This is a genomic window from Rhodococcus aetherivorans (genome assembly GCF_025722975.1).
GTDB lineage: Bacteria > Actinomycetota > Actinomycetes > Mycobacteriales > Mycobacteriaceae > Rhodococcus > Rhodococcus aetherivorans.
Genome location: NZ_CP106982.1, coordinates 3,186,803 through 3,204,161 on the forward strand (window position 1 = coordinate 3,186,803; position 17,359 = coordinate 3,204,161).

The following is a 17,359-nucleotide window of genomic DNA, read 5'->3' on the forward strand; positions in this document are numbered from 1 at the left end:
ACAGCCCGTCCGCACACGCACGAGGAGGAGACTGTGCCCGAGACGACCGCGCCCGAGACTACCGTGCCCGAGACGACGGCCCGCGCCGGCGGCGCCCCGACGGGCGGACCGGCATGAACGGCGGAATCTCGTCCACCGTCTGGCTGCTGCCTGCACTGCCGCTGCTCGGCGCGGCCGTGCTGCTGCTGGCCGGCCGGCGCAGCGACACGTGGGGACACCTGCTCGGATGCGCGACCGCACTCGCCTCGTTCGCGCTCGGGGTCGCCCTCTTCGTCGACATGCTCGGCCGCGACGCCGCCGACCGTGCCGTGAACCAGAGCCTCTTCGAATGGATACCGGTGGCGGGCCTGCAGATCGACTTCGGGCTCCAGCTCGACCAGCTGTCGATGTGCTTCGTGCTGCTGATCACCGGCGTCGGCTCACTCATCCACATCTACTCGGTCGGGTACATGGCACACGGCCCCGACCCCTCGGGTCGCTCCGCCGGCTCCGCTCCGGATGCGTCGGGTCGCTCCGCCGGCTCCGCTCCGGGTTCGTCGGGTCGCTCCGCCGGCTCCGCTCCGGGTTCGTCGGGTCGCTCCGCCGCTCCCGGGCGCCGGTTGTTCTTCGCCTACCTCAACCTCTTCCTTGCGGCGATGCTGCTGCTCGTCCTTGCCGACAACTACCTCGGCCTGTACGTGGGCTGGGAGGGTGTCGGTCTCGCCTCGTACCTGCTCATCGGGTTCTGGCAGTACAAGCCGTCCGCCGCAACCGCCGCGAAGAAGGCGTTCGTCGTCAACCGCGTCGGCGACATGGGCCTGGCCGTCGCCATGATGATCATGTTCGCGACGTTCGGTTCCGTCACCTTCGACGACGTCTTCGGCGGGGCCGAGGGTGCGCGCGACGGCGTGCTCACCGCACTCGGCCTCGTGCTGCTGCTCGCCGCCTGCGGCAAGTCCGCGCAGGTGCCGCTGCAGTCCTGGCTCGGTGACGCGATGGAAGGCCCGACACCGGTGTCGGCGCTGATCCACGCCGCCACCATGGTCACCGCGGGCGTCTACCTGATCGTCCGGTCCGATGCGATCTTCGACCTCGCCCCCACCGCGCAACTCGCCGTCGTGCTCGTGGGCGCGGTGACCCTGCTGTTCGGGGCCGTCATCGGCTGCGCCAAGGACGACATCAAGAAGGCGCTCGCCGCGTCGACGATGAGCCAGATCGGCTACATGGTCCTCGCCGCCGGCCTCGGTCCCGCCGGGTACGCCTTCGCGATTATGCACCTGCTCACCCACGGCTTCTTCAAGGCCGGACTGTTCCTCGGTGCCGGATCGGTGATGCACGGGATGAACGACGAGGTGAACATGCGCCGCTACGGCGGCCTGCGCACCGTCATGCCCGTCACGTTCGTCACCTTCGGCCTCGGCTACCTCGCGATCATCGGCATCCCGCCGTTCGCCGGCTTCTTCTCCAAGGACAAGATCATCGAGGCCGCCTTCGGAGCGGGCGGCGCCGAAGGCGTCGTCCTCGGGACGGCCGCCCTGCTCGGTGCCGGCATCACCGCGTTCTACATGACGCGGGTGATGCTGATGACCTTCTTCGGCCGGCGTCGCTGGGCCGCCGACGTCCATCCCCACGAGGCGCCGGCCGTGATGACGGTGCCCATGATCGTGCTGGCCGTGGGTTCGGTCGGCGCCGGTGCTGCGCTCAGCCTGGGGGGAGCGCTGCAGAACTGGCTCGAGCCGGTGGTGGGGACGTACGAGGCCGAACACCTGCTGCCGGTGTGGGTGACCACCGCCCTCACCCTCGCCGTCGTGCTCGCCGGTGCCGCGGTGGCCTACCGGCAGTACGCTCGGCGCGACATTCCCGAGGTCGCCCCCGCCGAGGTATCGGTGTTCACCGTCGCCGCCCGCAGGGATCTCTACGGCGACGCGGTCAACGAGGCGGCGTTCATGCGGCCCGGACGGTCCCTGACCTCGACCCTGGTGACCGTCGACGACAAGGGCGTCGACGGCGCGGTCGACGGGATCTCCGCCACGGTCGGCGCGCTGTCCGCCCGGATGCGGCACCTGCAGACCGGTTTCGTGCGGTCCTACGGCTTGTCCATGTTGGTAGGCGCGGCCGTCGTGGTCGCGACGATGGTGCTGGGGAGGCTGTAGTGGACGACTTTCCCTGGTTGACGACCCTGTGGGTGGTTCCGCTCGTCGGTGCCGTCGTCGTGCTGGCGCTTCCCGCCCGCATGCGAAGCCTCGCCAAGACGACGGCGCTGGCGGTCGCGGCCGTGGTGCTCGTACTGGCCTGCGCACTGGCGGTCGGATTCGATCCGGCAGGTGAGCAGTACCAGTTCGTCGAATCCCACGAGTGGATTCCGGCCCTGGGCACCCGATACACGCTGGGCGTGGACGGTATCGCGCTCGTGCTGGTGCTGCTGACCGCGGTGCTGCTTCCGCTGCTGATGCTGGCGGGCTGGAACGACGCGACCCAGGCCGAGTCCGTCGCGACCGCTCGGGGATCCGCGCCGCGGCGCACCACGCAGCTGTACATGGCGCTGATGCTGACGGTCGAGGCGATGGTGATGGTGTCGTTCACCGCCCTCGACGTGCTGCTGTTCTACATCTTCTTCGAAGCGATGCTCATCCCGATGTACTTCCTCATCGGAGGATTCGGGGATCGTCTCGGGGACCGCACGCAGCGCTCCCGCGCGGCGGTGAAGTTCCTGCTCTACAACCTGTTCGGCGGATTGATCATGCTGGCCGCAGTCATCGGGCTGTACGTGGTCACCGCCCGGCAGGGCGCCGGCACCTTCGACTTCCGGGACATCGTCGCCGCCGTGACCGGCGGCGGTCTCGGCGCCGACGCCGTGGTGCTCCACGCGCTGTTCCTCGGCTTCATGTTCGCCTTCGCAGTGAAGGCACCGTTGTGGCCGTTCCACACCTGGCTCCCCGGCGCCGCGGTGCAGGCCACCCCGGCCGGGGCGGTGCTGATGATGGCCGTGGTCGACAAGGTCGGCACGTTCGGCATGCTGCGCTACTGCCTGCAGCTGTTTCCCGAGTCGTCGGTGTACTTCGCGCCGGTGATCGTCACGCTCGCGGTGATCGGCATCGTCTACGGCGCGGCGGTCGCCATCGGCCAGACGGACGTGATGCGCCTGATCGCCTACACCTCCATCTCGCACTTCGGGTTCATCATCCTCGGCATCTTCGCGATGACCAGCCAGGGGCAGGCCGGTTCGACGCTGTACATGGTCAACCACGGCATCTCCACCGCGGCGCTGTTCCTGATCGCCGGGTTCCTCGTCTCCCGGCGGGGATCCCGCGCGATCGCCGCCTACGGTGGCGTCCGCAAGGTCGCCCCCGTCCTGGCCGGCACGTTCCTCGTCGCGGGACTGGCGACCCTGTCCCTTCCCGGCCTGGCGCCGTTCGTCAGCGAATTCCTGGTGCTGATCGGCACGTATCCGCGTTACCAGGTCGCTGCCGTGTTCGCAGTGCTCGCACTCGTCCTCTCGGCGATCTACGTGCTGTGGCTGTACCAGCGCATGATGACCGGACCGGTCACCGACGGCAACGAGCACGTGTCCGATCTGGTGCCCCGCGAACTAGCCGTCGTGGTGCCGCTCATCGCGTTGCTCCTCGTCCTGGGCGTGTATCCGAAACCCGCCCTCGACGTGATCACCCCGGCGGTGAGCCGGGTCCTGGTCACGGTCGACCAGCCCGATCCGGCGCCGCCCGCGCCGGCCGAGCCCGTCGCGGGCGGCGGGACCGGGCCCGACACTCACGGAGGGACGCACAGGTGACTCTCTCGGACGGCACCACCGTTCTCGCTCAGGCGATTCCGGCCCCCGACCTCGAATACGGCCCGCTCTCTCCCATGCTGATCGTGTTCGGGGTGGCCGTCGCCGCAGTGCTCGTCGAGGCGTTCGTTCCCCGCCGCGGCCGGTACGCGAGCCAGCTGCTGCTCGCGCTCGGCGGTCTCGTGGCCGCGTTCGTGGCCGTCGTCGTGCTCGCCGCGGGGCTGGACTTCTCCGCCGAGGCCGCGCCCGGGTACACCGCCGCGGTGGACGCGGTGGCGGTCGACGGGCCCACTCTGTTCCTGCAGGGCACCATCCTGCTCGTCTCGATCCTCGCGGTGCTGCTCGTCGCCGAACGCGGAATCGAGCCGGGCGCCCACGCCGCCACTGCGGGGGGACCGGGCGCGGCGGCGGCGACGGGCGCCGGCGGTGCCGACGCATTCGCCCCGCAGGCGTCCGCGGTGCCGGGCAGCCTCGCCGAGCGCGAGGCCGCCGCGGTGGGGATGTCGCAGACCGAGGTCTTCCCGTTGGTGCTGTTCGCGGTCGGCGGGATGCTGCTGTTCCCGGCCTCGAACGACCTGCTCACGATGTTCATCGCGCTCGAGGTCCTGTCGCTGCCCCTGTACCTGCTGTGCGGCCTGGCCCGGCGGCAGCGCCTGCTCTCGCAGGAATCGGCACTGAAGTACTTCCTGCTCGGCGCGTTCTCCTCGGCCTTCTTCCTCTTCGGCGTGGCGCTGCTGTACGGCTACGCGGGCACGGTCCGGTTGGCGGGCATCGCCGACGCCGTCGCGGGCCGCGCGGACGGGGACACACTGGCATTGATCGGCGCGGCGATGCTCGCGGTGGGCCTGCTGTTCAAGATCGGGGCGGTGCCGTTCCACTCGTGGATCCCCGACGTCTATCAGGGGGCGCCCACACCGATCACCGCCTTCATGGCGGCGGCCACCAAGGTCGCGGCGTTCGGCGCGATGCTGCGGGTGTTCTACGTGGCGCTGCCCGGGCTGCGCGACGACTGGCGTCCCCTGCTGTGGGGCGTCGCGATCCTGACGATGGTGGCGGGATCGGTGCTGGCCGTGACGCAGAACGACGTGAAGCGGATGCTGGCCTACTCGTCGGTCGCCCACGCCGGCTTCATCCTCACCGGCCTGATCGCCGCCGACCGGGCGGGGCTGGCGTCGACGATGTTCTACCTGTTCGCCTACGGATTCAGCACCCTCGGCGCGTTCGCCGTGGTGACCCTGGTCCGCGACGATCTCGGGGAGGCGACCCACATGTCCCGCTGGGCGGGGCTCGGCCGGCGCTCACCCCTCGTCGGCGCGGTCTTCGCCCTGTTCCTCCTCGCGTTCGCCGGCATCCCGCTCACGAGCGGGTTCGTCAGTAAGTTCGCCGTATTCGGGGCGGCGGCGGGCAGCGGAGCCGTTCCACTCGTGATCGTCGGCGTGGTCAGCAGCGCGATCGCGGCGTACTTCTACGTGCGCGTCATCGTGCTGATGTTCTTCGACGAGCCGGACCGCGACGCCCCGACGGTCGTGGTCCCCAGTGTGCTGACAACCGTCGCGGTCGCCGCCGGGGCGGTGATGACGGTGGTGCTCGGCGTCTTCCCGCAGCCGCTGCTCGATCTCGCGGATCGGGTCGCGGTGTTCCTCGGCTGACCGCCGCGTCACCCGGCGGTCGCGGCGCGGCGGCGTCCGGTTCCCGCCGACCGCGTCGATCAGGCCGTAGTCACGGGCCTGCTCGGCGGTCAGGATCCGGTGTGCGCGCATGTTCTCGGCGATCTCTTCCACGGGGCGCCGGCAGACGTCCGCGAGGTGTTGCTGCAGTGCCCGCAACTGCTGCCGGTCGGCCTCGACGTCGTGCGGCCACAGCTGCACCGGGTCGTCGCCGGAGGTGTCGAGCAGCGCGAGCGTGGTCGAGACGACCCGTCAGCCGGACGATCCGTCGGTCGCACAGCCGCTCGGCCAGCCAATCGGGGCCGGGGGCGACGAGCGACGTGTACTGCGCCGGTGCGGGGGCAGGCGGGTGAGGTTCGGGCTGCCAGGGCGGCACCGGCGGCCGAAGCGGGCCTGGAGCAGTCTCGATAGTGATGCACCCCGTCGTCCGGCTCGCTGACCGCAGCCGGGATATACCGTGGTGTATGTCCCTCTCCCGTCGGCAGGTGTTGCGAGTCGGTATGGCCGGAGCGGCTGCGGTGCTGGTGGGTACGTCGGGGGTGAGCAGCGCGCGCTTGCCGGCGCCGCGGTGGCGAGGAGATGACCCGTTCGTACTCGGTGTGGCATCGGGAGATCCGACACCGGACGGTGTCGTCCTGTGGACCCGTCTGGCACCGGACCCGCTTGCCCCCGGCGGGCGCGGCGGCATGGGGTGGGATCCGGTGACCGTCGAATACGAAGTCGCGCACGATGAGAGCTTCCGGCAGGTGGTGACGCGCGGTACGGCTGTCGCGACGCGCGAACTCGCCCACAGCGTGCACCCGGAGATCCACGGCTTGGAGCCCTCTCGCTGGTACTTCTACCGGTTTCGTGCCGGCTCGGCGATCTCTCCGGTGGGCCGGACCCGCACGGCCCCTGCTCCGGGACAACCCACCTCGCGGATGCGGTTTGCGTTCGCCTCCTGTCAATCGTGGAGTTCGGGGTTCTACACCGCATACGAGCACATGAGCGATGAGGACCTCGATTTGGTCGTCCATCTGGGCGACTACATCTACGAACGCGGGTGGAGGCGCGGCCGTGAGGGAATGTCGATGGGAGTGGACCGTGACGAAGCCGTCGATCTGCCCGGCTACCGGTTGCGCTACGCACAGTACAAAGCGGAGCAGCCGCTGCGGGACGCACATGCAGCTTTTCCCTGGATTGTGACCATGGACGATCACGAGGTCGACAACAACTGGGCCGCCGATGCGCCGGGACTGGGCATCGATATCTATCGCATCTCCGCGCTGTTCCGTCGGCGCCGAGCCGCTGCCTTCCAGGCGCTGTACGAGCATCAGCCGCTGCGACTCGCGCAGCGGCCCTCCGGGCCGGGGATGCGCCTGCACCGTCGCTATCGCTTCGGTGATCTCGCGCAGATCACCATGCTCGATACACGGCAATATCGGGACCGGCAGGCCTGCGGGGAGGACGTCACCGCGAACTGCGCCGACCGGCTCGACACCGACCGCACGATATTGGGTGCACCGCAACGGGACTGGCTGATCGATGGATTCATCGACTCGGCGGTCCGTTGGCAGATCATCGGCAATCAGGTGGCGATGGGCCAGACCGACAACGATCCCGGGCCGGAGACGGTCGTGTCGTCCGATTCCTGGGACGGGTACGTCGCCGATCGCAACACCGTCCTCGGCGCTGCGGCGGATCGCGGCGTCCGCAATCTGGTGGTGATCACCGGGGACCGTCACCAGAACATCGTCGCCGACTTGCGCCGGGACTACACCGATCCGGAATCACCGGTCGTTGCGGCGGAATTCTCGGGAACGTCGATCACCTCAGCTGGCGACGGCGCCGACATGAACGACACCGGGCGCCGCCTGCTGGCCGCCAACCCCGACATGAAGTTCTTCAACGCGCAGCGTGGATACGTGCGCGTCGACCTGGATCATCAGGTGTGGCGAAACGACTTCCGCGTCGTTCCCTATGTCCGGCGCCCGGGCGCGCCCATCCACACCCGTGCCAGCTTTGTTGTCGAGGATCAGAAGCCCCGTGTCACCGAGGCCTGACGGGGTTCAGCACTGATCCTCGGCCGGTCGGCGGCGGGCCCCTTTCGTCGCCCGCACTTCTGTCGCCTGCACGTTCGGTGACGTAGGTTCGAGTCATGGCCGGGTCATCTGTCCCGACGACCGCGGAATCGACCACAGCGACCGGTTGCCGAGGAGTTTCGAGTGGAGCGACTCCGCAGGCACCTGACTCCCGGCGCTCTCGCCAAGGCGAGCGGCGTCAGCCACCACACGATCCTGCGCCTGGAACGAGGCGAAGGAATCACCGACATGGTGGATCTCGTCTGTATCGGCCTGGTGTTGGAGGTGCAGGCAACGGATCTGTTGAGGCGCTCTCGCGGAGGCGCGCCTGGCGGGGTACTTCACTGCCGAAGCGGAGTAGACCGCTCGCGGAATCGGTCCCCCTCGAGCAACTGCGGGCGATGTGCACCGACGCCGACGGCGGTGCCCAGCTTCGAGGCGTGACTACAGGGACTTGCGGGGCGGATAATTGCGGCAGGTGAAATCGGTGCTGAGCCGAGTCGAGGGCGGTCGGCATGGATTGGCAACAACGCTGGGCGGTCGAGGGTGTGCAGACAGGAATTCTCATCGTGCGATCCCTGGTCGCAGAGGCGCTCGACGAGGTCCCCGCCGGAGTCGCACTGCGCGATGTTGCGTTGCCCGAGGACCTTCGGTGCCGCTACGAGCAGGCCCGCCTGTTGCTCGCCCGGGCGGTGACCGAGGCCCGGGCGATCGGTGTGGTCGTTCCCCCGGCCGCCGAACTCGACCCGGACAGGCTTTTTCGGGGGTTGCGGCCGTGTGAGTCGGGGAGGAATTAGAGCACCGGCCGTCGGCCGGAGCCGGCAGCGCGAGCGATCGCGTCCTCCGGCGGTGCGGTGCCCCGGATTCTCGGTGCGCTCGCCCACGGCGTTCAGGCACGGCTCGTCGACGTCGAGGCGACCGCCCTGATCGACCGACCGGGTTCTGTGTGCTGCATGTGAGGCACCGGTACCGAGTGCTGATCCTGAAGGGCATCCGGGTCACCCCGAGGTACCGAGCGACGTTTGCGGCAGCAGTGGCCATGTCCGACGCCGGTCGTTTCGACGTCGTCGTCATGGACGCGAGACTCCTGGGACAGGAGGCGGCGCGAGCCGGGACAATCCAGAAGTGCTCCTTTCGTTGGCGAGGCGTCTGCTGTCCGCGCCGTCCCGGCTGTGCCGCCGACGTCGCGTTCGTGAGTTCGCGGCGGCCGGCTTGCTGGACGGGCTGGGGGGAGTAGCCAGAGCACGCCGCATCCGCGTCCTGCTGCACCTCGCCGACCATGGCGCAAACGTGGCAGCGCTGACCGAGGCCACCCGGCGAGGCCAGCTGGGATATCTGCTGTTCGACGATGCGTTGACTCCCCGCGGGGTCACCTACACGATCGAACAGATCTCGGGGCGGACCGGCCTCTCCAGGTCGGATGTGGAGCGGTGGTTTCGCTCGATGGGCCGTGGGGTGTCGACCGCGGGGGCGGCGGACTACAGCGAGGACGACCTGCGTCTGGCCCGGCTGTTGGCCGAGTACCGCGCTCTCGGCGGCGCGGACGCCGACCTGTTCGCGTTCGCCCGGATTGTGGGCAGAAATACCGCGACCCTCGCCGGCGCGACCGTGTCCTTGATTCAGCGGCAGCTCGATGCCGACGCCGATCACCCCGAGATGGCACTGCGCTATGCCCGTGAGCTGCGACGGTTCGCGGAGTTTCAATCCCGCTTGCTCGGTCGCGCCGTCACCACGCGCCTTCGGCAGTATCTGCGTCAGCAGATCCACGCCGACACGGTCGATCACCGTGATCCCGGGGCACACGAGGTCGCGGTGTGCTTCGCCGATCTGGTCGGGTTCACCGGTCTCGGGGAGCAACTGTCGCCATCGGAGCTCGGCGAGTTGGCCGATCGACTCGATGCTCTGACCACGGATGTGGTGGCCCCGCCGGTGCGGTTCGTGAAGACCGTCGGGGACGCGGTGCTGCTGCTGTCCCCGGACCCGACGAGTCTGGTCACGGTGGTGCTGGAGCTCCTTGCTGCCGCGCACCGGCAGGGTCTTCCGCCGCTGCATGCCGGGATCGCATGGGGCACTGCCGTGCGCAGTGCCGGTGATTGGATCGGTCGACCGCTCAACCGGGCGAGCCGCATCGCTTCGATCGCCAAACCACTCGAGGTGCTTGTCGACGTCGCGGCGATGCGTCGGCTGGACAGCGCGGCAGTGGCCGCGGAGCCGGCGGGCAGGTACACGCTGAAAGGCTTCGCCGGCGAGCATGAGCTTTATCGGGTCCATGCGGTCCGAAGGTCACCGAGCGAGACGGGACTCGAGCACTCCCCGTAGCGGCTCCTCCCGATAGAGGATCGGGTGGTGAGTTGCGCCCGCGGTTGGAGCAATCCCGCGGCCGCCCGCGAAGTCGGAGTTCCCCGGTCATCCGGCAACAATTGGGCCGCGGCTGCAGCAGGTCTGAGCCGCAGAGTTTTTTCTGTAGGTGGACTGCGCCGGTGAGGGGAGCGGCGTGGACAAGTCGGCTCGGACGGGATCGTGTGTAGTTCCTCGACAATCCACCGATTCCAGGCGACCGGTGCGCCGGCTCCGCATCCGTGGTGGACGGAGTCTGCGGCTTCCCTGCGCGCACCACCACCCGGTACCGGCGCTGCGCCAGATGCGCGTCGACCGTGGGGCTGTCCGAATCGGGTCCGACGGTCTCGCAGAGGTGTTCGAGCGCGTCGACGGCGGTGATGCCGCAGGCCTGGCGTGCGGCGCGCTCGGCGGCCTGTGCCGGAAGCGAGAACACGGCGCGGCCCCGCAGGTGGGCAGGGCCAGGGTGCCGGCCGGATACGCGTCGACGAGGTCGTCGGCGCTGTCGGTGCCCAGCCGGCCGAAGTACAGCCCTTCCGGCAGGACCACCATGGTGGCCGCGAAGCGATCCCCGCCCACGTGGAGGGCGACGGATGAGCAGGGCCCGGACGTGGCCGTGCGCTGCGCCCCGGCATCGGTGACCGCATCGGGCAGAACGCCGGAATTCGGATTCGGCCACTGCGGCGGTTTACCTCGAACAACGCACCGTGACGGAGAGCGTCAGGAACGCTTCATCCTCTCGCACACCCGATCGTCGGCCGAACACCCCGCGCGGCAGATTCTGACCAACGCATCGACCAGTCTGGCGGGTGGCGCGACGAGGCCGGGCGTTGGTCCGCAGGTTCGCGCCCTCCCGCGGTCGGAGTGGGGCCGCGGGATGCGGGTGGATGCGCCGCTGAGGTTGTGGACGATGCGATGAGCGCATGGGCGGGGCATCACGGTTCTGTCGGGGTGACCGCGTCCCAGAATCGGTCGGGCACCGCGGGCCACTCGTCTCGCCACCGCCCGGCCTCCCAGTCCGCGCGCAGATCCGCGAGCAGCGCCACCAGGTGCGGCCCGCCGTCGAGCAGGTAGCGCACGATGCCGAGCGTGGCGCATTGCGCGGTGATCGTCGCGAGCAACTCTTTGGCCTCGTCGGCGCGGTCGGCCGCGGCGAGGGTGTCGACCAGCAGCCGCCGTGCCTGCAGTAGCGCCCGCGGCCGGCCGGCGTCTGCGAGTATGTCCACCCATTCCTGCGCCCAGGTGCAGGCCAACTCCGTCGACGCCGGTGTGTCGTCGTCGAGCAGTGCCCAGATGGCGACGGTCTCGTCGAGTTGGGCGGTGATCGCGTCGACCCCGTGCACCGGCCGGCGCCGCTCCGGATAGGCGATCGGGGGGCGCGGGGGAATGCCGGCGGTCGGGGGCAGTCGCAACCGTACGCGTTCCTCCTCGATCCGGGCCCGCAGCCTGGGCAACGTCAGCGTGTGCGCGGCCCGAGCGCCCGCATCCAGGCGCTGCGCGGCCGCCGCGCGATCGCCCCGCACCGCCTTGATCCGGGCGCCGATCGCGTACCGGGCCACCTTGAAGTCCACGGCACCGCCCTCGTAGCCGAGCAGGTAGGCCTCGTCGAGGAGTCGTTCCGCCTCGTCGAGGCGGTCCTGCTCGTACAGCAGCTCGCCGAGCAGTGACGCCGCGAGTCGGGCGGCGAGAGAGTGCCCGTCGCCCCGGCTGCGGGATACCCGCAGACCCTGCCGGAACCGCTCCTCGGCGGTGGCGATGTCGAGTCGTTCGTGCGCGGCGAGGCCGAGGCAGCAATAGCTGTGCATGTGGGCGTATGGCCCGTGGTTGCGGGCGTGGTATGGCGCGGCCCACTCCTGAAGCCGCTCCGTCGCGTCGAAATCGAACCGGTAGATCGCGGCCATGCTGGCGAGGTTCGCGGCCGCGGACACTACCCAGGGTGAGAGCGAGTCGGCCCGGGCCAGGCTGGGGCGGACCAGCTCGTCGATGGTGTCGAAGCGGTCGCACCGGGCCGCTACGACGGCACGCACCACCCCGACTTCGGCTCGCAGGTCCTCGGTCTCGTCGGCGGTGAGAGGCGCGGTGGTGAGGAGGGATTCGACGGCCTCGAGGGCCTGTTCGGCGGGGCGAACGCGGTTCAACAGGATCGTGGTCCATGCCACCATCAGTTGCAAGCGGGGGCGGTTGGACAGCACCGCCGGGGGTAGCTTGTCGAGAAGCGCCAGCGTGGACGTCACCTGGGAGTGCTCGAGCAGGCTCGCGCCGTGCCGTTCGACCAGGTCGACGGCCATCTCCTGATCCCCCGCGGCCTGGGCGTGGGTCACCGCGTCGCGGATGATCGCGTGCTCGGCGAACCATTGGGCCGCGGTGCGGTGCAGCTGCGTCACACGTTCGGGGGTCTCGCGTTCGATTCGGCGTTGCAGGAACTCTCGGAACAGGTGGTGGTAGCGAAACCAGGTGCGGTCCTCGTCCATCCGGCGCAGGAACAGGCCGCGGTCCTCGATCTCCTCGAGCAACGACTGGCATCGAGTCGTTCCGGTGAGCACGGTTGCCAGCTCTGCAGAGACGTATTCGCAGATGCAGGTGGCGAGCAGGAACTCGAGAATTCGGGGTTCGAGGGTGTCGAGGACGTTCTCGGCGAGGTATTCCCCGATGACATGGTGGCGGCCGGTGATTCCGCGGATCAGCCCTGCCGGATCGTCGCTGTCGCGCAGCGACAGCGAAACCAGCTGCAGCGCGGCCACCCAGCCGCCGGTGGCGCGGGTCAGTGCGTCGACGTCGTTGTCGGTCAGGCGGAGTCCGGCCAGCTCGACCAGCAGCCGTCGTACCTCCGGAGGGTCGAACCGCAGGGTGGCCGCGTCCACCTCGATCAGCTCGTCGCGCAGCCGCATGCGGCTCAGCGGCAGTCCGGTGCGCGCCTGGCTGGTCACGATGATCTGCAGGTGATTGGGGTCGGCGTTGTCCAACAGGTACGCCATCGCAGCGATGGTCGCGGAGTCGGAGACTCGGTGCCAGTCGTCGATGATCAGAGCGACGTGCTCCTCGGACTCCTGGATTTCGTTGATCAACGCGGTGAGCACATACTGCGTGGCGTCGTCGCCGTACTCCTCGAGGACCGCGCCGAGATCCTGGGCCAGGGCCGGCCGCACCTGTCGGAGGGATTCGAGCAGATGCGCCAGAAGCCGCACGGCCCCGTTGTCGTCACTGTCGACGGACAGCCAGGCCACCTGGACGCCGTTGTCGGCCAGTTCGCGCGACCATTGTGCGGCCAGGGTGGTCTTGCCGAAGCCCGGCGGGGCGGTGATGGCCGTCAGGATGCGCCGCCCACCCACACGCAGCAGCCGCAGCAGGCGCTCGCGGACCACCAGGGGGCGGGTCGCCGTCGGTGGGCGCAGCCGCGTGGCAGGCACCGGTGGGGTCAGCCGGCCGGATCCGGTCCGCCGCCGGCGGCCGGTGCCGGTCGTGGCGCGGGGGTGCGCGGCGCCGAGGTCGGTGGGCTCGCTGGCATCGGGCACCGGTAGCTCGTCCACCGGCAGCCCGTGGTGTTCCTCGACCGCACGCAACTGCTCGCCGAATGCGGCGGCGGTGCCGGTGCGTGAGGTCGGATCCCGGTCCATCGCGCGCTCGAGCATCTCGCCGACATCATCCGGGATGCCGGTGCCGCCGTGCAGGTCAGGTGCCGGCCCGCGGGTGATCCGTAGGAACTGCGCGACCACGGATTCGCCGCGGCGCCTCTCGTACGCCGCGTGCCCGGTGATGGCACAGAACAAAGTCGCGCCGAGCCCGTACACGTCCGCCGAGCGGGAGGGGGATTGTCCGGCGAGCACCTCCGGGGCGGTGAACGCCGGAGATCCCGTGACCGCGCCGGCGGCGGTCTCGAAAGCCCCGGCGACCCGAGCGATTCCGAAGTCGGTCAGCTGCGGCTCACCATAGTCGGTGAGCAGGATGTTCGCCGGTTTCACGTCCCGGTGCAGCATGCCCATGCGGTGCGCGGTCTCCAACGCGCCGGCGATCTTGACGCCGATCCCGAGTGCGTCCTCCCACCGCAGTGGGCCCTGCTCCCGGATCCGGGCCTCGAGCGAGTTGCGGCGGTGGTACTCCATCACGATGTACGGCTGACCGGATGCGGTGGCGCCGACCTCGTGGACGGTGACGATATTCGGGTGGCCGGACAGCCGCCCCATTGCGCGCTGCTCACGCAGGAAGCGTTCGAGGTTGTCGGGGTCCGGTTCCGAGGTCAGCACCTTGATCGCCACGGTGCGGTCCAGGGCGGGCTGCCGACACCGGTAGACGACGCCGAAACCACCCCGGCCGATCTCGTGCACGTCCTCGAACCCGGCCGCGACAAGTTCGGCCACGATGCGCGGCGGGGTCTCCCGCTGCGTCGCCAGCGGATCGCTCTCGGCCATCGGCTGCCTCACTCATAGCCGGGGTTGGTCGAATGCCCTGATCATATCCCCGTGGGATCGGAGGCGGGGCGATCGAACGGACGACCAGCGGCCTGTCCATCGAGGGAGCGGGCATTGTCGGCGGGCACCCACGCCTGGGGTCGCATGTTCCCCGAGAACCATTGTGCGGCAGCAGAACCCGACTCGTCGACCTACGCGTCCGCGTCGCGGCGGCGTCGGCCGCGACGCCGAAGTCGGCTGTCGGCCGGTTGTCGGCCCCGGTTGGCCATTCGCCGATACGCGTGACGCACCGCCTTCTCAGCGGACGCTCAGCGAGCGGTTGGCCGCGCGGCGGCGACGTCGGTGTGTTGGCCGCACCCCAGAGCTGGAGCTGGTACGAGGGGCCTCGTCTGTCGCCAGGATTCGGCGCGGAACGGGTCCTCGAGGATGATCGGGTAGCCGGGGACAAGACTGTTCACCTCGTCTCGGCCGGCGATGGTGTATCCGGCAGTTCGGGGCCGGCGGGGACCGGGTCCGGGCGTCGGGCGGGTTTGACGCCGCTCGAGGCTCGGAGGGCACCGTGCAGCGTCACCCGCAGCGGATTCTGGGCGGCGTGTGCGAGGAGGGTGTGGAACTCGACGTCGAACCTCAATGGCTCTTTCGATGAGAGCGATTCGCTTCCCCGACCTGCCGTCGACCTCCCTGACCACGCTGCAGGAACTGGACTTTCACCCACCGCGGCAGTCATGACCGCGCCTGCGCACACCGCACTCCCGCGGTGGAAGGCGGGACCGGCCCGCAGCTGGGCGGCGTTCCCGCTCGCCGCCTGTAGTGGCGGTTTCTGGGGTCGTGTGGCTTCTTCGGCAGATCGGCACGAGATCTCGTGCCGATCTGCCGCAATGCGCACCTACAGTGGGTGCACCCACCGCAACCGCGGTCGGAGAAGGGCGCCGTGCACACCTTCGAGGATCCGAGGTGAGAGATGACTGCATCCGAAGCCGGTTCCGCGGAATACGTAGTCGAGTCGACCGGCGCCCCCGTGACCGCCCCGGGGTGATTCGGGTGACCACCGCAGAGAACGCCGAGTCCGGCGGCAGCCGGCAGCAGGTCCGGCCGGGTGCCGCCACCGGGACCGTGGTCGCCGTGTTCGGGGCGCTGGCCGCCCTGGCCGGCATCGAGCACGGGGTCGGGGAGATGCTTCAGGGCTCGGGCCCACCGCCGGGGTGGGTGATCCGGTCCTGGCCCGAGCACGCGGCGTTCGAGGCCCTCGGCGGCGAGCCCGCCCTGACCGTGCTCCCCGACCTGCTGGTCTCCGGGGTCGTCACCGTGGTGGTGGCGACCGCGCTGGGTGCCTGGGCGATCGTCGGCGTGCACCGCCGGCACGCAGGGCCGCTGCTGCTCGGGCTGTCGTTGCTGCTGTTGGCCGTGGGCGGCGGGTTCGGGCCGCCCCTGCTGGGCATCGTCTTGGGCTTGGGCGCAGCCTGGCCGGCCGTATCCCCGCAGCACTTCGGCGCAGCCAGGCGCTCCCTGGCGCGGATGTGGCCGTGGGCGCTGGGAGCCGGCGTGGTCGGCTACCTGGGATTGGTCCCGGGCACTCTGGTGATGCACGCGGTGTGGGGTTCGACGAGTCCTGCCGGGGTGTACGGGCTGATGGTGCTGGCCTTCGGCGGGGTGATCCTGGCGCTGCCGGCGGCCCGGGCCCGCGACCGGCTCGAGGCCGGGCGCGGCGTCGCGCACGCGCAACCCGGCAGCGGCCACCGCAGCAGGGGCACCCGATGACCTTCCGTGCCCGACCGCACCAGATCGCCCCCGGCGTCCACCTGCTCCGGGCCGGCCGGAGCGCCGCCGCCTCCAACGTCTACCTGATCGCGTCGGGGTCGACGTGGGTGTTGGTGGACGCGGCCTGGGCCGGCAGCGCCGAGACCATCACCGCGGCGGCGGAGTCGCTGTTCGGCACGGGCACGAAGCCGGCGGCGATTCTGCTGACCCACCTCCACCCGGATCACTCCGGGGCCGCCGGGGCCCTGGCCCGGACCTGGGGGGTGCCGGTGTACGTCCACCCCGCTGAGCTGCCGATGGCCCCGGGCCGGTACCTGCCGGAGTACACGATGCCGCTGGACCGGTGGGTGGTGATCCCGCTGATGCGGCTGCTGCCCCGGCGGACTCGGGCCCGGATCGAACAGGCGGGCAGCCTCACCGACGTGGTGCGTCCGCTGGGGCCGGGCGGCGTGGTGCCGGCGCTGCCCGACTGGCAATGGGTGCACACCCCCGGGCACACCCCGGGTCACGTGGCCTACCTGCGACGCAGCGACGGCGTGCTGATCGCCGGGGACGCCGCGGTGACCGTGGACCTGAACTCGGTCCTCGGGACGCTGACCGGCCGGCGGCGGCTCGCCGGACCACCCCGGTACACCACCTGGGACCAGCCGGCGGCGGTGCGGTCCGTCGCTGCCCTGGCGGCGCTGGAGCCGCGGGTGCTCGCTCCCGGGCACGGGCTGCCGCTGGCCACCGCAGCGGCCGAGGCACTGCACCACCTGGCCCGGAAACTGGACCGGCCTCGGGCCGGTCGGCTGCGCCGGGGGCTGCGCACGCTCCGGGTCGCTGTGGCCGCACCCCGGTACGGCGGAGCGGGCCGGTATCGGCCCCCACCGCTGGTGTACGCCCGGCTGCAGTGGCTGGGTCACGCGTTGACCCGGCTGCGGCTCAGCCCGCGATATGTCGTGACGCTCGAGGTTCCCGGGCGCCGCTCCGGTGTCGTGCGCCGGACCAACCTGGTGCTGCTGGACCACGACGGCGAGCAGTACCTGCTGTCGCTGGCCGGGCAGTCCCAGTGGGCCCGCAACGTGGGGGCCGCCGGCGGGCGCGCGATGCTGGCCCGCGGCCGCCGACGCAGGGCTGTCACGTTGGTCGAGGTGCCGGTCGCCGACCGGGCCGGCCTCCTCCGCGCCTACTTGCTGCGGGGCGGACGGCAACCCGGCAACCGACGGATCGCCCGGGAGGCGGACATGTACTTCGGCCTGGCCGGTGCACCCACCCTGGAAGAGTTGGCGGCTGTGGCACCGCGCTACCCGGTGTTCCGGGTCACCGACAGCGGACAGCCGGCCCACCAGACGAGAGCACCGCGATGACCGTCACCCGAAGAGCGGC

Annotated in this window: 9 protein-coding genes and 1 pseudogene; 8 read left to right on the forward strand and 2 right to left on the reverse strand. The window is 70.3% G+C overall.

Translation table 11 applies throughout. The annotated features are described in order from the left end of the window. Positions 1–113 precede the first annotated feature (113 nt). From nuoL to nuoN, 3 genes are read left to right on the forward strand one after another with little or no spacing between them, the layout of a single operon-like run. Positions 114–2,132, forward strand: a complete 2,019-nt coding sequence (gene nuoL / locus OCS65_RS14475; protein ID WP_231772800.1) for an NADH-quinone oxidoreductase subunit L — start codon at positions 114–116, stop codon at positions 2,130–2,132. After that, positions 2,132–3,766: an NADH-quinone oxidoreductase subunit M gene (locus OCS65_RS14480; RefSeq protein WP_006936557.1), complete on the forward strand. Its 1,635-nt coding sequence runs from the start codon at positions 2,132–2,134 to the stop codon at positions 3,764–3,766. The genes nuoL and OCS65_RS14480 overlap by 1 nt, the downstream gene beginning before the upstream one ends. Further along, a complete protein-coding gene (nuoN, locus tag OCS65_RS14485; protein WP_006936555.1) occupies positions 3,763–5,412 on the forward strand; it encodes an NADH-quinone oxidoreductase subunit NuoN in 1,650 nt (549 codons plus the stop codon). Before OCS65_RS14480 ends, nuoN begins: the two co-directional genes overlap by 4 nt. A gap of 102 nt (positions 5,413–5,514) precedes the next feature. Here nuoN and OCS65_RS29865 read toward each other — a convergent pair. Continuing rightward, positions 5,515–5,631: pseudogene (locus OCS65_RS29865) on the reverse strand (hypothetical protein); the annotation flags it as partial. A 263-nt stretch (positions 5,632–5,894) separates the two neighbouring features. Between OCS65_RS29865 and OCS65_RS14490 the strand changes: the two are divergent. The 3 genes from OCS65_RS14490 to OCS65_RS14500 all read left to right on the forward strand — a co-directional run bounded on the left by OCS65_RS14490 (position 5,895) and on the right by OCS65_RS14500 (position 9,809). Next, entirely contained in the window at positions 5,895–7,472 is a 1,578-nt protein-coding gene (locus tag OCS65_RS14490; protein WP_044475965.1) for an alkaline phosphatase D family protein, read from the forward strand. Positions 7,473–8,005: 533 nt separating this feature from the next. Continuing rightward, positions 8,006–8,287, forward strand: coding sequence for a P-loop NTPase family protein (locus tag OCS65_RS14495; RefSeq protein WP_043799581.1), 282 nt, complete (start codon positions 8,006–8,008; stop codon positions 8,285–8,287). Between the two features lie 328 nt (positions 8,288–8,615). Continuing rightward, positions 8,616–9,809, forward strand: coding sequence for an adenylate/guanylate cyclase domain-containing protein (locus tag OCS65_RS14500; RefSeq protein ID WP_102799335.1), 1,194 nt, complete (start codon positions 8,616–8,618; stop codon positions 9,807–9,809). Between the two features lie 953 nt (positions 9,810–10,762). Here OCS65_RS14500 and OCS65_RS14505 read toward each other — a convergent pair. After that, positions 10,763–14,233: a serine/threonine-protein kinase gene (locus OCS65_RS14505; RefSeq protein ID WP_006936545.1), complete on the reverse strand. Its 3,471-nt coding sequence runs from the start codon at positions 14,231–14,233 to the stop codon at positions 10,763–10,765. Positions 14,234–15,274: 1,041 nt separating this feature from the next. Between OCS65_RS14505 and OCS65_RS14510 the strand changes: the two genes are divergently transcribed. Then, the gene (locus OCS65_RS14510; protein ID WP_006936541.1) at positions 15,275–15,991 is read left to right on the forward strand and encodes a hypothetical protein; all 717 of its coding nucleotides are present in this window, start codon (positions 15,275–15,277) and stop codon (positions 15,989–15,991) included. Beyond that, complete coding sequence (locus OCS65_RS14515) at positions 15,988–17,340, forward strand: nitroreductase/quinone reductase family protein (RefSeq protein ID WP_006936539.1); 1,353 nt, start codon at positions 15,988–15,990, stop codon at positions 17,338–17,340. The genes OCS65_RS14510 and OCS65_RS14515 overlap by 4 nt, the downstream gene beginning before the upstream one ends. The last annotated feature ends 19 nt before the right edge of the window (positions 17,341–17,359 follow it).

What these genes read in the sequence shown, in the direction of transcription:
- nuoL (WP_231772800.1), top strand. Translation starts at nt 114, where the DNA reads ATGAACGGCGGAATCTCGTCCACCGTCTGGCTGCTGCCTGCACTGCCG.
- OCS65_RS14490 (WP_044475965.1), top strand. Translation starts at nt 5,895, where the DNA reads ATGTCCCTCTCCCGTCGGCAGGTGTTGCGAGTCGGTATGGCCGGAGCG.
- OCS65_RS14495 (WP_043799581.1), top strand. Translation starts at nt 8,006, where the DNA reads ATGGATTGGCAACAACGCTGGGCGGTCGAGGGTGTGCAGACAGGAATT.
- OCS65_RS14505 (WP_006936545.1), bottom strand. Translation starts at nt 14,233, where the DNA reads ATGGCCGAGAGCGATCCGCTGGCGACGCAGCGGGAGACCCCGCCGCGC.
- OCS65_RS14515 (WP_006936539.1), top strand. Translation starts at nt 15,988, where the DNA reads ATGACCTTCCGTGCCCGACCGCACCAGATCGCCCCCGGCGTCCACCTG.